Annotated in this window: 13 protein-coding genes; 2 read left to right on the top strand and 11 right to left on the bottom strand. The window is 54.9% G+C overall.

Annotated features, from left to right (window positions below):
- Positions 1-27: 27 nt before the first annotated feature.
- The 3 genes from BLU05_RS18340 to BLU05_RS18350 are packed head-to-tail and all read right to left on the bottom strand — an operon-like array spanning position 28 to position 5341.
- Positions 28-3117: an efflux RND transporter permease subunit gene (locus BLU05_RS18340; RefSeq protein WP_091883058.1), complete on the bottom strand. Its 3090-nt coding sequence runs from the start codon at positions 3115-3117 to the stop codon at positions 28-30.
- Positions 3114-4199 (bottom strand): efflux RND transporter periplasmic adaptor subunit, encoded by a 1086-nt coding sequence (locus BLU05_RS18345; protein ID WP_091883061.1) that lies wholly within the window; start codon positions 4197-4199, stop codon positions 3114-3116. The genes BLU05_RS18340 and BLU05_RS18345 overlap by 4 nt, the downstream gene beginning before the upstream one ends.
- Positions 4196-5341: an efflux RND transporter periplasmic adaptor subunit gene (locus BLU05_RS18350; RefSeq protein WP_244518420.1), complete on the bottom strand. Its 1146-nt coding sequence runs from the start codon at positions 5339-5341 to the stop codon at positions 4196-4198. Before BLU05_RS18350 ends, BLU05_RS18345 begins: the two co-directional genes overlap by 4 nt.
- 102 nt (positions 5342-5443) lie before the next feature.
- Between BLU05_RS18350 and BLU05_RS18355 the strand changes: the two genes are divergently transcribed.
- Positions 5444-6103, top strand: a complete 660-nt coding sequence (locus BLU05_RS18355) for a TetR/AcrR family transcriptional regulator (RefSeq protein WP_091883064.1) — start codon at positions 5444-5446, stop codon at positions 6101-6103.
- A 34-nt stretch (positions 6104-6137) separates the two neighbouring features.
- Here BLU05_RS18355 and BLU05_RS18360 read toward each other — a convergent pair whose 3' ends face one another.
- From BLU05_RS18360 to BLU05_RS18395, 8 genes are all read right to left on the bottom strand, one after another.
- A complete protein-coding gene (locus BLU05_RS18360) occupies positions 6138-8078 on the bottom strand; it encodes a beta-N-acetylhexosaminidase (protein ID WP_091883066.1) in 1941 nt (646 codons plus the stop codon).
- Positions 8079-8095: 17 nt separating this feature from the next.
- On the bottom strand, positions 8096-8572 hold the full coding sequence (locus tag BLU05_RS18365; protein ID WP_091883213.1) for a GNAT family N-acetyltransferase: 477 nt from the start codon (positions 8570-8572) through the stop codon (positions 8096-8098).
- 15 nt (positions 8573-8587) lie between these two features.
- Positions 8588-9529, bottom strand: coding sequence for an ABC transporter ATP-binding protein (locus BLU05_RS18370; protein ID WP_091883069.1), 942 nt, complete (start codon positions 9527-9529; stop codon positions 8588-8590).
- Positions 9526-10341 (bottom strand): ABC transporter ATP-binding protein, encoded by an 816-nt coding sequence (locus BLU05_RS18375; RefSeq protein WP_091883072.1) that lies wholly within the window; start codon positions 10339-10341, stop codon positions 9526-9528. The genes BLU05_RS18370 and BLU05_RS18375 overlap by 4 nt, the downstream gene beginning before the upstream one ends.
- Positions 10338-11240 (bottom strand): ABC transporter permease, encoded by a 903-nt coding sequence (locus BLU05_RS18380; protein WP_091883075.1) that lies wholly within the window; start codon positions 11238-11240, stop codon positions 10338-10340. The genes BLU05_RS18375 and BLU05_RS18380 overlap by 4 nt, the downstream gene beginning before the upstream one ends.
- Positions 11237-12220, bottom strand: a complete 984-nt coding sequence (locus BLU05_RS18385; protein ID WP_091883078.1) for an ABC transporter permease — start codon at positions 12218-12220, stop codon at positions 11237-11239. The genes BLU05_RS18380 and BLU05_RS18385 overlap by 4 nt, the downstream gene beginning before the upstream one ends.
- A complete protein-coding gene (locus BLU05_RS18390; RefSeq protein WP_091883080.1) occupies positions 12220-13965 on the bottom strand; it encodes an ABC transporter substrate-binding protein in 1746 nt (581 codons plus the stop codon). Before BLU05_RS18390 ends, BLU05_RS18385 begins: the two co-directional genes overlap by 1 nt.
- A 284-nt stretch (positions 13966-14249) precedes the next feature.
- Entirely contained in the window at positions 14250-14819 is a 570-nt protein-coding gene (locus tag BLU05_RS18395; protein WP_091883216.1) for a nucleoside 2-deoxyribosyltransferase, read from the bottom strand.
- Between the two features lie 233 nt (positions 14820-15052).
- Here BLU05_RS18395 and BLU05_RS18400 point away from each other — a divergent pair, with 233 nt between their 5' ends.
- A complete protein-coding gene (locus BLU05_RS18400) occupies positions 15053-16132 on the top strand; it encodes a porin (protein ID WP_091883082.1) in 1080 nt (359 codons plus the stop codon).
- Positions 16133-16176: the final 44 nt, after the last annotated feature.

Raw genomic sequence — 16176 nt, forward strand, 5'->3', positions numbered from 1 at the left:
AGCACCCGGCTCCCACCTTATCATCCATCATGCGTTGACACCTTGAGGTTCCTGATGCTCCTCGGGCGGCGCATTATGATCGGGAGCCTTGATACGGAACCACGCAATATAGAGCGCTGGCAAAAACAGCAGTGTCAGCACGGTTCCAACGATAATACCACCCATCATGGCATAGGCCATTGGCCCCCAGAAAATCTCGCGGGCAATCGGGATCAGCGCAAGACTGGCAGCCGCAGCCGTTAACATAATGGGACGCATTCGATGCTCCGTCGCTTCGACGACAGCGCTCCATGGGTCCTTACCCTCACTTCGCAAATCCTCGATCTGGACGACGAGGATGACCGAGTTTCGGATCAGAATGCCGATCAATGCCAGCACGCCCAGCAATGCCACAAAGCCAAGTGGTGAGTTGCTGGAAAGCAGAGCGGCAACAACGCCGATGATTGCCAGAGGCGCGACCGCAAACACCAGGAACAGCCGCTGGAAGCTTTGCAACTGGATCATCAGCAGCGTCACCATGGCAAACAGCATCAAGGGTGCGACGGCAGCGATTGGAGCCTGGGCCTTGCCGCTTTCTTCAACGGCGCCGCCAACGACAATCCCATAACCGGGTGGCAGCTTTTCCGTAAACTCCGCTACTTTCGGGGCAAGCTGTGAGACAACCGTCGCTGGCTGTAAATCACCCAAAACACCGGCTTTCAGCGTGATGGTGGGTTGGCGCGCACGACGCCAGACGACGGACTGCTCAAGTTCGTAGCGGAAATTTGCCACAGCGGCTGCCGGTACGGACTGGCCGTTGGCGGTTGTCAGCTGGATATTGCGCAGCTGATCGATTGATCCACGCTCATCAGCACGGGCGCGCACGATCACATCGATAAGATAGATGGAATCCCTGACCTGCGTGATCGTCGAGCCACCGACAACGGCGTTGAGCGACGAGGCAATTGATTCCGAGGTGATCCCCAGTTGCCGCGCCTTATCCTGCAGCACGTCGACCTTGATGACGCGTGATGGCTCGTTCCAGTCGAATGTAATGTCCCCGATGGATGGATTGCCTGCAATCAGATTGGCCATCTCATGGGAATAATCGCGGACCTTCTGAACATCGGGCCCACTGACGCGGTACTGAACCGGACGTCCTACAGGCGGACCGATATCAAGCAGATGCACAAAGGCATCGGTGCTTGGAAACTCGTTCTTCAGCCATGCCTGTAGTTTTGTTCGTAGCCGGTCACGCGCTTCGAGACTCTTTGTTACGATAACGGTCTGGCCGAAGAACGGATTTGATGGCTGCACGTCGAATGACAGAAGGAAGCGGATTGCGCCCTGCCCGACATAGGAACTCCAATGATCAATATCGGCATTCCCGGCCAGTTGCTCTGCCTCAAACTTGTCCATCTGCGCCTTGGTTTCAAGGATCGAGGCATTCTGCGGCAGGTTCCAGTCGACAATCAGTTCGTGACGGTCGGAATTGGGAAAGAACTGTTGTTGCACATGGCCCATACCGTAGACTGACAGGGCAAAAATGCCCACTGTAACGGCGATTGTCACCCATCGAAACCGCATGCAAGCCAAGAGAATGCGCTGAAACAGGGTGGCAAACCGGCTGGGATTCTCGTGCTTGTTCTTCATTGTTTTCGGTAGCAAAGTCACACCGAGCAGAGGCGTGAAAACCACGGCCACGATCCACGAGACAACAAGCGATACGGCAATCACCACGAACAGCGTATAGGTGAATTCGCCCGCCGCACTGCTATTGAGACCAACGGGAATGAAGCCTGATACTGTCACCAACGTGCCTGTGAGCATCGGAAAAGCCGTGTGGGTATAAACATAGGTTGCGGCTTTTCGTAAGTCATCTCCCGACTCTAGCCGTGCCACCATCATCTCGACAGCGATCATGGCGTCATCCACAAGCAGCCCAAGCGCGATAATCAATGCACCGAGCGAGATACGCTGGAGCGAAATGCCCATATACTCCATCACCATGAAGGTGATCGCCAGAACAAGCGGTATAGCCAGCGCAACGACAAAACCAGCGCGCATTCCCAGACTGACAAAGCTGACCGCCAACACGATAGCAACCGCCTCGAACAGAGCCCGGGTGAAACCCGAAACCGCTTCTTCGACGATCTGCGGCTGGTCCGAAACCAGATTAACACCAACGCCAACAGGCAAATCCGCCGTGATCTGCTGCATCTGCGCCTTAAGATGTTCGCCAAATTTAAGCAGATTGCCGTTCGGCTTCATACCAATGGCAAGTCCGATCGCTTCCTTGCCGTTCACACGGAACAGGCTGGTCGGCGGGTCCGCATAACCACGGGTAACCCGCGCCACATCGCTCAAACGGAAAAACCGGTCATTGACGCGCAGATTGATGGCCTGAAGGCTTTTTTCCGATACGAACTGGCCGTTTACCCGGATCATCACCCGCTCGGGTCCAGTCTCGATAACGCCCGATGGGGTAATCGCATTCTGGGCCTGCAAGGTGCTGATAATGGCCTGTTGATCCAGCCCCAGTGCGGCAACCTGTTTGGGCGAAAACTCCAGATAGATCGCTTCGTCCTGCGCCCCGACCAGCTCGACCTTGCCAACATCGGGAACAGTCAGGATTTTCCGCCTGACGTCTTCAACGTAATCACGCAATTGCCGCTGGCTGAGTCCATCTGATGTGAAGCCGTAAACATTGCCATAGACATCGCCAAACTGGTCATTGAAGAACGGTCCGACCACACCTTGCGGAAATTGCGGTGAAATATCGCGGATCATGTTGCGGACGCGAATCCAGGTTTGCGTCACCGCATCGCCGCGCACCGTATCCTTGAGATTAAGGAAAATCGTTGTCGAACCCGGCGAACTGACACTGCGGGTATAGTCCAGCGTGTCCAGTTCTTCGAGCTTCTTTTCAATTCGCTCGGTGACCTGCGTCGTCGTGTCCTCAACGGAGGCTCCCGGCCATTGCGCCGAGATCACCATGGTCTTGATGGTGAAGTTCGGATCTTCCTCACGGCCAAGATTGAGGTAGGAGAAAATCCCCGCAATCGTAAAAACGATCATGAAATACCAGACGAGAGACCGGTGATCGAGCGCCCATTCTGAAAGGTTGAACTTTTTCATAGTGGATTCCCGTCAGTCAGCTTGATCTTTTGGCCATCGGTAAGGCTGTGTGCGCCCGCCGTTGCTATCCGGTCGCCGTCCGTGAGCCCATCCGCGACAATTGCCTCGAAGTTGGTGCGGTTTTCCAGTTTGACCTCTTTGGCGGAAACTGTTGCCTGCTTGCTGTCAATGAGCCAGACAAACGTCTTGCCGTCCTTGTCGAGAATGGCGGTGGCCGGAATGCGTATTCTCGGGTCAGCCGCCGTCGTCAGATAGGCTGTCACGGTTGTTCCCAGACGAAACCCTTCCGGTGGCTGTTCCAGGGTAATGCGTGTACGGCGCGTGCGCGTGGCTTCATCGGCCTGCGGGGCTATTTCCCGGACAACACCCGACGTCTGGATTGTCGGATCGGTTTGGAGCGAAACGCCGAACTTGCTGCCGATTTTAATGGGGTTGGCGACGGCTTCCGGTATATCAACAACAGCTTCCCGCACATCGGGGCGCGCAACCACGGCAATCTGTTGGCCCGCAGTCACTGTCTGTCCCACATCCGCCTGCAGCGACGTCACAACACCGTCAAAATCAGAGCGCAGCACCGCATAACCAAGCTCTTCACGTGCCTTGGTCAGGTCAGCCTCGGCCCGTACGACGGATGCCCGTGCCGCTTCATGTGCCTGCTGTGCCTGATCAAAAGTCGCTTCCGTCGCCGAACTCTGGCTAAGCAGTGCTTTTTGTCGATCTTCCGTCGACGCCGCATTGGCAAGCTGGGCTTTGGCTGAAGACAGGCTTGCTTCCGCAGCCTGCACCGCCAGCTCAAGCGCCAGCGGATCGATTGCCGCTATCTCCTGCCCGTTCGAGACCTGATCACCCACTGAAACGTCACGGCGAACAATACGCCCGAGCGTGCGGAAACCAAGTTTGGTTTCAAAACGCGGCTCGACCTTCCCGGCAAAGCCGCGCACCTGCACGGACTGTGATTTAAGGATGGTGGAAAGAACTGGCCGGATAACTTCGGGCTTTCCGGCCTCATCTTCTTTTTGGCAAGCAGCAAGACCAAGGCTCAGACAGACAAGGCTTGTACCGGCAACAAGAATACGCCTCATGATGGATCACCATTCTTGACTGCTACAATTTCGGTCGGACGCAACCGGGTTCCACCTGAGGTTACGACCTGATCGCCCGCCTGCAGGCCGCCGCCAATTGCGACGTTCAAGGACTCATAGGCCGTCACCGTCACGCTGCGCAGGCTGACCGCTTTTGTCTGCGGATCAATCACCCATACGGCTGGCTTACCATTATCCGATGTCATTACCGATGATGGTAAAACAGCCGCTTTGACGGCGGCCAGTTTCACCGTTCCGATCACCACAGAGCCGAGCGCCATTTCAGGCCGCGGGTTTTGCACAGCCACTTTTACACGTACCGTGCCAGAAGCATCATCAACGGTTGGCGAAACCTCGCGGATCGTGCCTGTGGCTGTGATAGTGGGATCGTCGAGCAGAGTAATCTGAATCTGATGGTTGCCGATGTTTCGCGTTACCAGCCCTTCATACACATTGAAGATTGCGTCGCGCGGCCCATCGACCGCCACTGTAAAAGCAGTTGACGCGATCTGGGTCACCTGCCCTACTTCGATATTGCGGGCGGTCACGACACCCGAGGCATCCGCTTTCAGCTCCGTATAGGAAAGTGTTTCGCGCGATGTATCGAGTTGAGCCTTGGCTGCGTCGAGCGATCCTTGCGCCGTGCGCTGGGCTTCTTCGGCGCTGTCATAGGCGCTCCTTGTGGTGAACCCTTGTGCAAGAAGCGCCTTCTGCCGGTCAAAAGCCGATGTGGTCTGCCTGACCTGTGCCTCTGCGGAACGCACAGCAGCGTCCGAGGCGTCAAGATCAGCCTTTTGCTGCGTTGGATCGATACGTGCAAGCACGTCACCCGCTGCCACATGATCACCGACATCAACAAGCCGTTCTGTTACCTTGCCACTCACCCGGAACGATAGATTGCTGTCGATCTTGGCACGTATTTCGCCGGTCACCGAAACACTTTGCGCATAGTCGGTGAACTCTACCTTGACCGCATTGACCTGTGCCGGTGGTTTCTGTTCTGCAGCCTTTTCAGGCTGACAACCCGCCAATAGGGCAAGCCCAAAAACCATGATAATCGCTTTGCGCATGAGGGGGATATCGCGCCGCCATGATTGGCGCTCAACCGTCAATTTCGGGGAGTAAAAGTCAGGCCGCATCATTCTACCAATCCATGAAAAGGTGTGACGGGTATATTATTGACTGATTGTTCAGTCAATGTATAATCTCATACAAACGACTTCAAAGCTCCATTGGAAGAAATCATGGCTGAAATAAAAGAGGCGTCAAGCGCCGAGGTAGCTGCCACTGCACCGGGAGTGAGGGCGCGCCGCAAGGCTCAACGTCCGCAGGAAATTCTGCATGCCGCTTTCGATGAGTTCGTGGAGCGCGGTTATACAGCAACCCGCATCGAAGATGTCGCCAACCGGGCTGGTGTCACCAAGGGCACGATTTATCTCTATTTCCAGAACAAGGAAGAGCTGTTTCAGGACGTCGTGCGCAAGCTGTCACAGCCAATTTTCAACGAGGAACAGTTCTGGCAAGAGCACCAGAAACGCCCGAGCGATGAACTCGTGCGGCTGTATCTGGATACGGTTTATGAACATATGACCGTAAACCCCTACTCCCGCGAAATCCTCCGGTTCCTGATTTCCGATGGCCGGAGCTTTCCGGAGTTGACGGCATCGCATTACGAGGAGTTTGTCCGGCCAATTTTGACAATGCTTCAACACATCCTTAAGAAAGGCGTTCGGGAGGGTATTTTCCGGCCGGAAGCGGCCGCCAGCCAAATGAGCTATATTCTTCTCAGCCCGGCGCTGACATTGACAATCGACAAGCTACTGGACTGTCAGACCGACCTTCCCGAGCTTGGCGACTATGTGAACGCCCATTACGAAATGATCATGCGCAACGTCCGCAACTAGAACTTTTTCCGGTAATACCGGCGTGTCGCGCAAATCATGCCTCCGATCGAAAGCCATAGAGAATCGGCATCAACCCGGCCAAAGCTTTGAAGCGGGTCCAGGATTTGGCCTCCGGCCTTGTCCACCCGGTCTCAGCCAGCGCCGAAATACGCGGGAAGACCAGCCGGTCAAAGACCGCACGATCCGTCATCGGTTCAGACCAGATACAGGTCTGGACACCGAGGAAACGTTCCTTTTGCGATGTGCTCCAACCTTCAACGGGATCAAAATTATAAAGCTTCTCCGGCTCTGACCAACCCGCCCAACCGGCACCGGGCTCCGACCAGTCAGGACTATTGGCCATATCGAGATAGTAGACCGGGCCGGGACAGACCACGATCTCATAACCTTCCGCCGCAAGCTCTGCGCTGATTTCTACCGTGTGCCAGCCATTGAGATAACAGTGGTTCTTATCAATGCCGCCGCCATGGGCGGCCTCTTCCCACGCGCCGGTGATACGTCCCCGTTTGGTGAGCGATGCCTGCACCCGCTTCAGGAAGTCCGCCTGAAGCACCGCAGCATTGTCGCTGCTTAGCGCGGCAAGCCGTACCTTAGCCTGCGGTGAGCCAGTCCATGCGTCGGCGGGTACCTCATCCGCTCCGACATGAATTGTCTTCGAGGGAAAAAGTTCGAGCAACTCGTCCAGAATGGTTTCGACAAACTGATAGGTTTCCTCGCGTGCGGGGTTGAGGCAATTGTTCGGGAAGCCCTGAATGGAAAAATACTCTCCTGTCTCCTGCGGATCGCGCAGCCATGGCAGCGATTGCAGAACGGAATAGCAATGCCCCGGCATATCGATTTCGGGTACGACATCAATACCGAGATCATCGGCCAAACGGATGATCTCGCGAATAGCAGCCTTGGTGTAATAGCCACCCATTGCTTCCGGGCCAGAGCCTAACAATGGCGGGATCGGCAGACCATGGCCTCGCCACGCGCCAACGGAAACAAGTTCCGGATAGGCATCGATCTCGACGCGCCACGCTTCATCATCCGAAAGATGCCAGTGAAAGCGATTGAGCTTGTTCCACGCAAGGATATTCAGGAACTGGCTGATCTCGGCTGATCCATAGAATTGTCTGGAAACATCCAGATGCGTGCCGCGCCAGCGCATGGCCGGTTCGTCGCGAATATCACCTTCAAGCGGAAACACAAAGGTTTCCGGATGGAGACGTGCACCACGCACAATCTGGCCAAGAGTGATGAGGCCATAGAGCAAACCTGAACGGGTACTGGCTGTTACTTCTGTCTGATCGCCGAAACGGATCGCATAGGCTTCCGCTTTGAATCCTTCTGCAATTCGAAGCGTCACGGGCAGACCGCCCTCAGCCTGCGGACGAACAATACCCTCAACAGGAAAGAGTGACTGTACCAAGGTTTCAAAAATATCAGCGGCACGCTTGGCTTCATCATCTCGCGGCAGCAAAGCAAGTCCCAAAGGCACGGAACGGCGGCCGGAAATCGAGACCGCTTGCGGCCATGGCACCATGGAAAGCGGAACATCGACACGAACAGGAACAGGATAGATTTCGGCGCCACGCTTCAATGGTGCATTGTCACCGATGGCACGGGTGGGTGTGATTGCAACGGGCGAGGTCGTTCCGTCGGCAAGAACGAGATAGGCGGTGGTGCCCCCATCGGTCCAGTGGCGTAAAGGATAGCTCAATCCTCGCGCTGTGATTGTCCATGATGTTTTGGGCTGAAGCACAAAATCAAGTGGCGGTGCGAATTCCGAATGATTGGAAAGCCGGGCTGTCAATGTTGCACCTTCCACAGAAGCAGCCGGGTCAATACGGCCCGGTCCACTCACACAAAGGCGAAAGTCCCTGATTGGTTCATCTGAGAGATTGGTAAGGGTCAGCAAATAGGCAAGAGGTTCATCGTCCTTGGCAGGATGCCACGTGGTTGCCAGTCGGAATGCATATCGTGATGTCATGGGTAAGCTTTCAGGATTTAATCTGGATATCTGAGCAGTCCGGCAAAAACGCCGGGTTCGGAATCCGCAATCGGCGTTGCTCCGACTGCACGGACGTAGAAGTCGACGGGACCGACATCGCCGATCGCCGCGTAGCCATAGCCCTGCACGCGCATATCGAGCAGGCAGGCAAGCAAAAGGCCGTGGCCAATGCCTACGCCTCTCGCCGTTTCGCTGACGCCGGTTGGTCCGAAAAAACCGCGCGCAATGGCATCGTAACAGGCAAAGCCAATGAGTTTGCCGTCCTTGGTCGCAATGAAACAGGCCGATGGTTGCCGGCTGCTGGCAATGGTGGCTTCGCTTGCCCAGCCGGGACCAAATTCCTGTTTGATCCAGTCTGAAACAAGACCGAGTTCAGGAGCGAGCACCCGGCGAACCGCAATACCTGCATCAGCCAGACGCTGATCAAGTTCCGGCATAGGTTCAAGCGCATATAGTCTGACAAGAAGGTCCATCACATATCCCTTCAATCAGGCGATTTTGCCAAGTGTTCGGACAAAATGGTTCGGACCAACCTTGTCTATCCCATCGGATGATGGCCGGGATATCTGACGGATTTTTTCTGCATGCTGGAGAAACTGTGCACTGTCGCCCGGCACGAACGGCTGATACGGATCGGGCACGGCCGAAAGCAGCAGCTTGGTATAGGGATGACGAGGATCAGTGATAACAGACATTGTATCTCCCCACTCGACCATCTGTCCGGCAAACATCACCACGATTTCCTCGGCAACATGCGCCGCCGTTGCAATGTCATGGGTAATGTAAAGCAAGGCAAGATTGCGCTGGCGCTTTATGCTTGAAAGCAGTTCAAGGATACCAAGCCGGATCGAGACATCGAGCATCGACGTCGGCTCATCCGCCACAAGAACTTCCGGCTGCACAGCCAGAGCGCGTGCGATGTTCACGCGCTGGCGCTGCCCGCCGGAGAGTTCGTGCGGAAACTTATGTGCGGTCAAAATGGGATCAAGCCCCACGCTTTCGAGCAAGGCGTCGACACCATCCGCTGCGCCCTTCCTGCCTTGCACATGCCCATGCAGTTTCAGCGGTCGAACCAGATGATGCCCGACGGAGAACACAGGGTTGAGTGAGGCAAATGGGTCCTGAAAGACCATCTGCACGGCACGGCGGTAAGACTTTTCCTCAGTTCCTGAGCCGACAGCAGTGACATCTTTGCCGCGGAAAAGCATCGTGCCCGACGTGGGGTTGTCCATCCTTGCAATGATGCGCGCGCAGCTTGTCTTTCCGCAGCCGGACTCACCCACAAGCGCCAGCGCCCTGCCCGGCACCAATGAAAAGGATATACCGCGCAAAGCATGAACGAGACCAAAGGATCGCGTGATATCTTCAAGCGCAATCACCGATGATGCCTCGGTTATTTGCGCGCCCTTAATGTCAGGAAGGGCGTTCATGCGGGGCTCCTTTCCATGGCATTCATGCTTGGCAGGCTGGGAATCGCGCCCCATAATCGTTTGGTATAGTCATGCACAGGCGCACGGCTGACCTGCTTGACATCGCCAACCTCAACCAGTTCCCCCTTCAGCATCACACCGATCCGATGACAAATCTGGGCCATCAAATGCAGATCATGCGTGATGAACAATACCGAGAAACCATGGCTCTTCTGCAGGTCCACCACTTGTTCAAGGATTTCCCGCTGCACCACAACGTCAAGCGCCGTTGTCGGCTCGTCCATGATGATCAGCTCCGGGCTGAGAGCAAGGCAGATAGCTATCACAATGCGCTGGCGCATGCCGCCGCTGAACTGGTGTGGATAGTTGGAAAGCCGGTCTGCCGGGATACCCACGAGGCGAAACATTTCTTCCGCCCGTGCGCGTGACTTCTCGCGGTTGCTGCCCGTGTGGCGATAGAGAACGTCATGAAACTGCGCTTCCACCCGCATCAACGGATTGAGCGAGTTCATGGCGCTTTGAAACACCATGCCAATGCGTTTCCACCGCACAACTTGCAGTGCCCGCTCGGTCATACCGAGCAGATCCTGTCCATCAAGCAGTATCTCTCCGCCCGCCACCCATGCCGGCGGTTTGGCAAGACGCGTGATCGCATAGGCAATTGTGCTCTTGCCGCAGCCCGATTCCCCGGCAAGACCGAAGAGTTCGCCGCGGCCAATGTCGAAAGACACATTTTTCACGGCATTGAAAACGCCTTTGTCGAGCAGATAATCAACGCTGAGATCGCGAATTTGCAGAAGTGCATTGTTCATCGTGCAGCCTCCAACTCGCGTGTGCGCAGACGATTGAGACGCAACCAGCGGCGGAGAGCCGGGCCAGAACGCAATTGCGGATTGGCGATTTCGTCAAAAGTGAAGTTTAGCAATGAAAGCCCAAGCCCGACCAGAACGATGCCAGCACAGGGTACTGCGATATCCCACCATGCACCAACGATAATCGCCGACGAGTTCTGCGCGTTGTAGAGCATGGTTCCCCACGTCACATTCAATGGATCGCCAAAGCCAAGATATTCCAAGGTCGTCTGGGCAACGATGGCGTAAATAATACTGCCGACGAGATTGAGCGCGATGAGTGGCAGGAGATTAGGCACGATCTCGACAAATACGATCCGCCAGTTCGGCTCACCCACCATACGCGCAGCGACAACAAATTCGCGGTTGCGCAAGGCAAGTGTTTGCGAGCGTGTCATGCGTGCCCCCCACGGCCACGATGTCAGCGCTATGATAGCCATGATGGCAACAGGTCCCACTGTACCAGCGAATGATGCCAGCAGGATCAACAGTGGAATATTGGGAATGACGAGCACCGCATTGGTCAAGAGGTCGAGAATATTGTCGGTGCGTCCGCCAAAATAACCACCGGCGAGCCCAATCAATGTACCGAGTACGGTGATGAATATTCCCGTAGCAAAGCCAATGGTCAGGGATGACCGTGCACCCCAGACAAACTGACTGAAAACGTCGCGGCCCATTTTTGTGGTGCCCATGACATGTTCAATGCTTGGTGGCTGATGCGAGCGACCGACACGCGCGGCTGGATCATTCGGGGCGAGGATCGGCGCGAAAAGAGCCATCAGACACAGCGCGACGACGATGGTGAGACCAACGACAGCCTTCTTCTGGCGCAATAAGAGTTTCATTCCGGCGTTCATGTGCGCGCCTCCCCAATGCGCGGATCAACAACGCCGTAGATGAGATCAACCAGCAGGTTTGCCCCAAGGGTCGCCAGCGTCATCAACAGGAGCTGTCCCTGAATAACCGGATAATCACGGGCCACGCTTGCCGTATAAAGTGTGAGGCCAAGACCGGGATAGTTGAAGACAATTTCGGTAACGATGGAGCCACCGAATACCGCGCCAAGCATGAGGGCAAGATTGGTCAGCACGGGCAGCATGGCGTTGCGGGCGGCATAACCAAACATAACAGCGGTTTCGCTCAGGCCTTTGGCACGCCCCATGGTGACATAATCCTCGCCCAGCACGGAAATCATGCTGGTGCGCATGGTCGTCTGGAATTCGCCGATGAGATAAGGCGAGAGTGTCAGCACCGGCATGATTGCATGAAGAAAGACGCTGCCGAAGAACGTAAAGTTCAAGCCGGGATCGAGATTGGGATTGTAGGCATAGCCGACCGGGAGCCAGCGCAGAGCAACACCGAAAGTGAAAAGTGTGGCCAGGGCGATGACGACGGGTGGCACGGCAATCATCATGATGGAAAGCGGGGAGACGATGGAATCAAACCGTCCCCCACGCCGCCATGCGGCAAGCGCACCCAATGTTGTCCCGATGCAAAGGGAAAAGATAATGGCTGTAACAACGAAAAAGGCTGTCCATCCAGCAGAACGGCCAAGAACTTCCACCACCGTCTGCGGGTAGTATTTTACCGACACCCCGAGATCGAGCGAGGCCAGTCCTTTCAGATAGTCGAGAAATTGCTCCCACAGAGGCTGCTGAACCGCACCAAACCGGGCCTTGATCGCCTCAATGGCGGCGGGCGTGGCACGCGGACCAAGCTGTGCGATCATTCCATCAACGGGGCTCCCCGGCATCAGCCGGGGAACGAGAAAATTGACAACAATGGCAAAGAGAAATGCTACGCCATAAATAGCAAGCCGGTGCAGAGGGAGCCGCATCAGCCGTTATCTCCGCCAGCCTTTTCGTCTATCGGATGCAGGCGCAAAAGATGGATGAGCCGCATCCTGTTATTCTCGTGATTTTCCGGGTTCAACGCTGGATCATCTTTTGAAACCCAACCGGTGAAGCGTTTTGTGGAAAATTGATACCAGGTCGGGCCATTGAAGAGAGGAACGACCGGGAAGTTATTGGCAACGACCAATTGAATCTGGTTGAAGATCGACTTGCGTTCTTCGATCGTCGTTGCTCGCTTGTAATCGCTGAAAAGCTTATCGAGGTCAGGATTGGAATAGCGGGATGGTGCGCCAGTGATGCGGCCGCCAAACGCTGTTGCCAGCGATTGATAGTAACCGCGGAAAGGCGTTGGACCATCAGCGCGTGAATTGATCAGAGTATCGAAATTACCCTCGACGATCTGTTTGCCCCATTGCTCATATTCCGGTGTAGTAACGGAGACATTGATCCCGACTTTGCGCAGACCTTCGGCTGCGATTTGCACCGCGTCGATCCAGTCCGTCCAGCCATTGGGGACCATGATTGAAAAGGCAATCGGTTCGCCTTTTGGCGTCGCGCGGAAACCATCGGCACCTTTCGCATATCCGGCAGCATCAAGTGCTTTGTTGGCCTTCTCGATGTCGTAGGTCATCCACTCATCCTGAGCTTTCTCAGCGTCAGGATTGCGCCAACTGTCAAAGCGCGGGGGAAGACCACTGGCGTGCAGATTGACCACCGGATAACCGAAACCCGCAATGTCGACCATTGCAGTCCTGTCCATCACAAGGCTGACCGCATGGCGGAACGCGATATCATTGAACGCGGCGGCATTGCCGGGCTTCGTCGTCTTGAGGTTCATCTGGAAGGCAACGGTTTCTGCCGATGGCTGCCAGTAATGATTGTGCTTCGGGTCCAGCGAAACGTACGTCTTCTCGATCTCGGGAATGAACGATCCGAACCAGTCCATCTGCCCGTCGGGCAATGTGGCCAATATCTGGTCGTTACCAGAGATTTGCGGCAGTTTCAGGCAATCGATTTTGAGGGAAACCGTGTCCCAATAATTCGGGTTGCGGCATTGCTCATAGACCTGCGGCGTGAAGCGGCGGATCTCGGTCATCGGTCCGGAACCGACGGGATTCTCATTCTTAAAGGCAAGCGGATCGGCAATATCCTTCCAGATATGCTCTGGAACGACAGGCAGATCAGACAGTGATTCCGGGAAATGCGTATCAACATCCTTGAGGGTGATCTTGACCTCAGTTGGCGATGGCGCTTCCACAGAGGCGACGCTGTCCGCAACCCCGACAAAATCAAGAACCGGGTTTTTGCGCATAAGTTCAATGGTGAACTTGACGTCGGCGGCGGTCAGCGGCTTACCGTCTGACCACTTCACCCCTTCGCGAATGGTATAGGTGATCGATTTCAGATCGTCGGCAAATTTGAAGCCCGTCGCTAAACGATAAGTAGGCTTGCCATTGTCGAGTTCGTTGAACACAACAAGCGGTTCATAAACGAAATCAAGCGTACTCTGGCGGCGTCCGCCCACGTCAAACGGGTTGAAGTTACGCACCCAGCTTGTCTGTTCTTCAATATGCATGGTGAGAAGCGCTTCAGCGGAGGCACGCGTTGTGCCTGTCAAAGGGCTGGCGGCAAGAAGCGCGAGGCTAATGATGCCCGCAGCGGGAAGAAAGTGCGTTAGTCGGGAAGTCATCGAGAGTCGGCGTGTTACGGCATTCCTGTTCAAGGTCATGTCTCATCCCCATTTTCAAATGATTGGCGTCGTTTTGTTCCCTTTAGGTCAATCAATTTGATTTAATGCTAGGCATGGAGATATGCGCTTGTCAACAGCCACAATTTTGCCACACAATCCAACGCCGGATTTCGGGAAAAATGGAGGTAGGACAACCCAAATGGCTCATCAGAAACCGCTGAGAATCACCTTGCAAGACGGTTTTCGCATCCCCGTTTTATGGCCTCAAAGATGACGTTGCCAATTCATCCAATAATGGTTTGAGAGGGCTTTTGGGGCATTGATTATCGCAGATGTTTTTCTGCGGCGAGCGCCAAGCATTCTTTAAATGCAGTCAGGTCAATAAGAATATCAGCATCTGGCACGGCTTTTCTGATGAACACGCCACCACGCGAAATAATGCCGCCCTCGAGCATGAGGTTATCGGCCATGTCAAAATCTTCAATGCTCAGGCCATCGGGTCCAGTGAGCCTGCTATCGGCGCCCGAAATGACCGCTCCGCCATAATAATCCCTGCTGGTGCGCTCGAGATAGCTTTCAGCGACGTTTGTGTAACCATAGACATGGCGGCCCAGCGCGCACATGAAGCCAAGCTCGAAAGCCGTTCCGACATCGGCGCTGATACCGCGAAATGGCGTCAGATTCGCGATGATTATGTCCGAGGCCAGCATGAGTCGTTCGTCGATAGCGCTGATCGCAATTCCGCGCTCATACTTGCTGTTTGTAGGCGGAATTTCCAAATCGCCGGGTGCGAGCGGCGTAAATCCGGCGGCGCGTGCCAATTCGGCTTTATGTGCCAAAACTTCTCTGGCATTGCTCAAAAAGACCTCGGGGCCAGCCAGATATACTTTCATGATCGTCACCCCTTCCCCCAGAATTTGCAGGCTCAAACTATTGCCGAAATGCCACAGTGACACAACCAACCGCCGGGCTTCAAACAAAAACACACGCTATCCGCGAACTGGATCAGTTGCGTGATAAAACCGTTACATAACTCCATTACCGACGACGCAGACAGCGATTCCTACTGTCCGTTGTGAAGCAATTCAGCCAAGCAACTTTCCAATAGATTGTGTGGAGATCACCCATGACCATCAAGAGCTTACTTCTCGGCTCTGCTGCAGCTCTCGTTGCAGTAACTGGCGCACGCGCTGCTGATGCAGTTGTCGTTGCTGAACCAGAAGCCGTTGAATATGTTCGCGTTTGCGACACTTACGGCAAAGGCTTTTTCTATATCCCAGGCACGGAAACATGCCTGAAAATCGGTGGATATCTGCGTTACGACGCCAAGGGCGGCGATGATGTCTACAAGGGCGGCGAATTCGGAACCTGGCAGAAAAAGACTCGCGCCACGGTCCGCGTCGATGCCCGTTCGGAAACCGAACTTGGCACCCTGCGTTCCTTCATCGAAACACGTTTCGATTACACGAACGGTTCCAACAGCGGCGGCACGATCCCGCAGGCTTTCATTGAGCTAGGCGGTTTCCGCATCGGTGTTGTCGATGAAATCTTCGGTACATGGACTGGCGACGCTGGCAACATCGTCAATGACGACGTGATCAACTACCAGTCAGGTTACAGCAATCAGGTCAGCTATACATTCAATGCAGGCAATGGCTTCTCTGCCATCATCGGTGCTGAACAGGGCCAGGTACAGACCGCCAGCTATTTCAACTATGATTATCGTATCGACGATTACATGCCGCATGTACTCGCCGGTGCAAAGTACGAACAATCCTGGGGTAAGGTTTCCGGCATCGTCGGCTACGACTCCAAGATCGAAGAATGGGCCGGCAAGCTGCGTCTGGACGTGAAGTTCACGGACACTGTTTCTGCATGGGTCATGGGTGGCTATCAGTCAAATTATAACGATGCAGCTCTCGGGCAGCGTAACTGGTTCGGCACCTGGGAAGGTGACTACGCCGTTTGGGGTGGTGTTGCTGCCAAGGTTTCGGACAAGGCAACTGTCAATGCACAGGTTGCATACGAATCCGAAGGCACTGTTGCTGCTGCTTTGAACGTAGCCTACGAAATCGTCCCCGGTTTCATGATTACACCTGAAGTGAACTACACGAAGTTCGATGGCGCCCGTAAGGACTACTCGATTGCTCATGGCGGCAATGACGACGCATTTGGCGGCGTTATTCGTTTCCAGCGCAACTTCTAATACCTGACAAAAAATTTGGCGATGCCGCAATTGAAACGGCATCG

It is taken from the genome of Phyllobacterium sp. OV277 (assembly GCF_900104355.1).
Classification (GTDB): domain Bacteria; phylum Pseudomonadota; class Alphaproteobacteria; order Rhizobiales; family Rhizobiaceae; genus Phyllobacterium.

Excerpts from the sequence above, each read along its gene's own strand:
- BLU05_RS18385 (WP_091883078.1), bottom strand. The coding sequence starts at position 12,220 with ATGCGGCTCCCTCTGCACCGGCTTGCTATTTATGGCGTAGCATTTCTC.
- BLU05_RS18350 (WP_244518420.1), bottom strand. The coding sequence starts at position 5,341 with ATGATGCGGCCTGACTTTTACTCCCCGAAATTGACGGTTGAGCGCCAA.
- BLU05_RS18370 (WP_091883069.1), bottom strand. The coding sequence starts at position 9,529 with ATGAACGCCCTTCCTGACATTAAGGGCGCGCAAATAACCGAGGCATCA.
- BLU05_RS18375 (WP_091883072.1), bottom strand. The coding sequence starts at position 10,341 with ATGAACAATGCACTTCTGCAAATTCGCGATCTCAGCGTTGATTATCTG.
- BLU05_RS18365 (WP_091883213.1), bottom strand. The coding sequence starts at position 8,572 with ATGGACCTTCTTGTCAGACTATATGCGCTTGAACCTATGCCGGAACTT.
- BLU05_RS18340 (WP_091883058.1), bottom strand. The coding sequence starts at position 3,117 with ATGAAAAAGTTCAACCTTTCAGAATGGGCGCTCGATCACCGGTCTCTC.
- BLU05_RS18395 (WP_091883216.1), bottom strand. The coding sequence starts at position 14,819 with ATGAAAGTATATCTGGCTGGCCCCGAGGTCTTTTTGAGCAATGCCAGA.
- BLU05_RS18390 (WP_091883080.1), bottom strand. The coding sequence starts at position 13,965 with ATGACCTTGAACAGGAATGCCGTAACACGCCGACTCTCGATGACTTCC.
- BLU05_RS18355 (WP_091883064.1), top strand. The coding sequence starts at position 5,444 with ATGGCTGAAATAAAAGAGGCGTCAAGCGCCGAGGTAGCTGCCACTGCA.
- BLU05_RS18380 (WP_091883075.1), bottom strand. The coding sequence starts at position 11,240 with ATGAACGCCGGAATGAAACTCTTATTGCGCCAGAAGAAGGCTGTCGTT.
- BLU05_RS18345 (WP_091883061.1), bottom strand. The coding sequence starts at position 4,199 with ATGAGGCGTATTCTTGTTGCCGGTACAAGCCTTGTCTGTCTGAGCCTT.
- BLU05_RS18400 (WP_091883082.1), top strand. The coding sequence starts at position 15,053 with ATGACCATCAAGAGCTTACTTCTCGGCTCTGCTGCAGCTCTCGTTGCA.
- BLU05_RS18360 (WP_091883066.1), bottom strand. The coding sequence starts at position 8,078 with ATGACATCACGATATGCATTCCGACTGGCAACCACGTGGCATCCTGCC.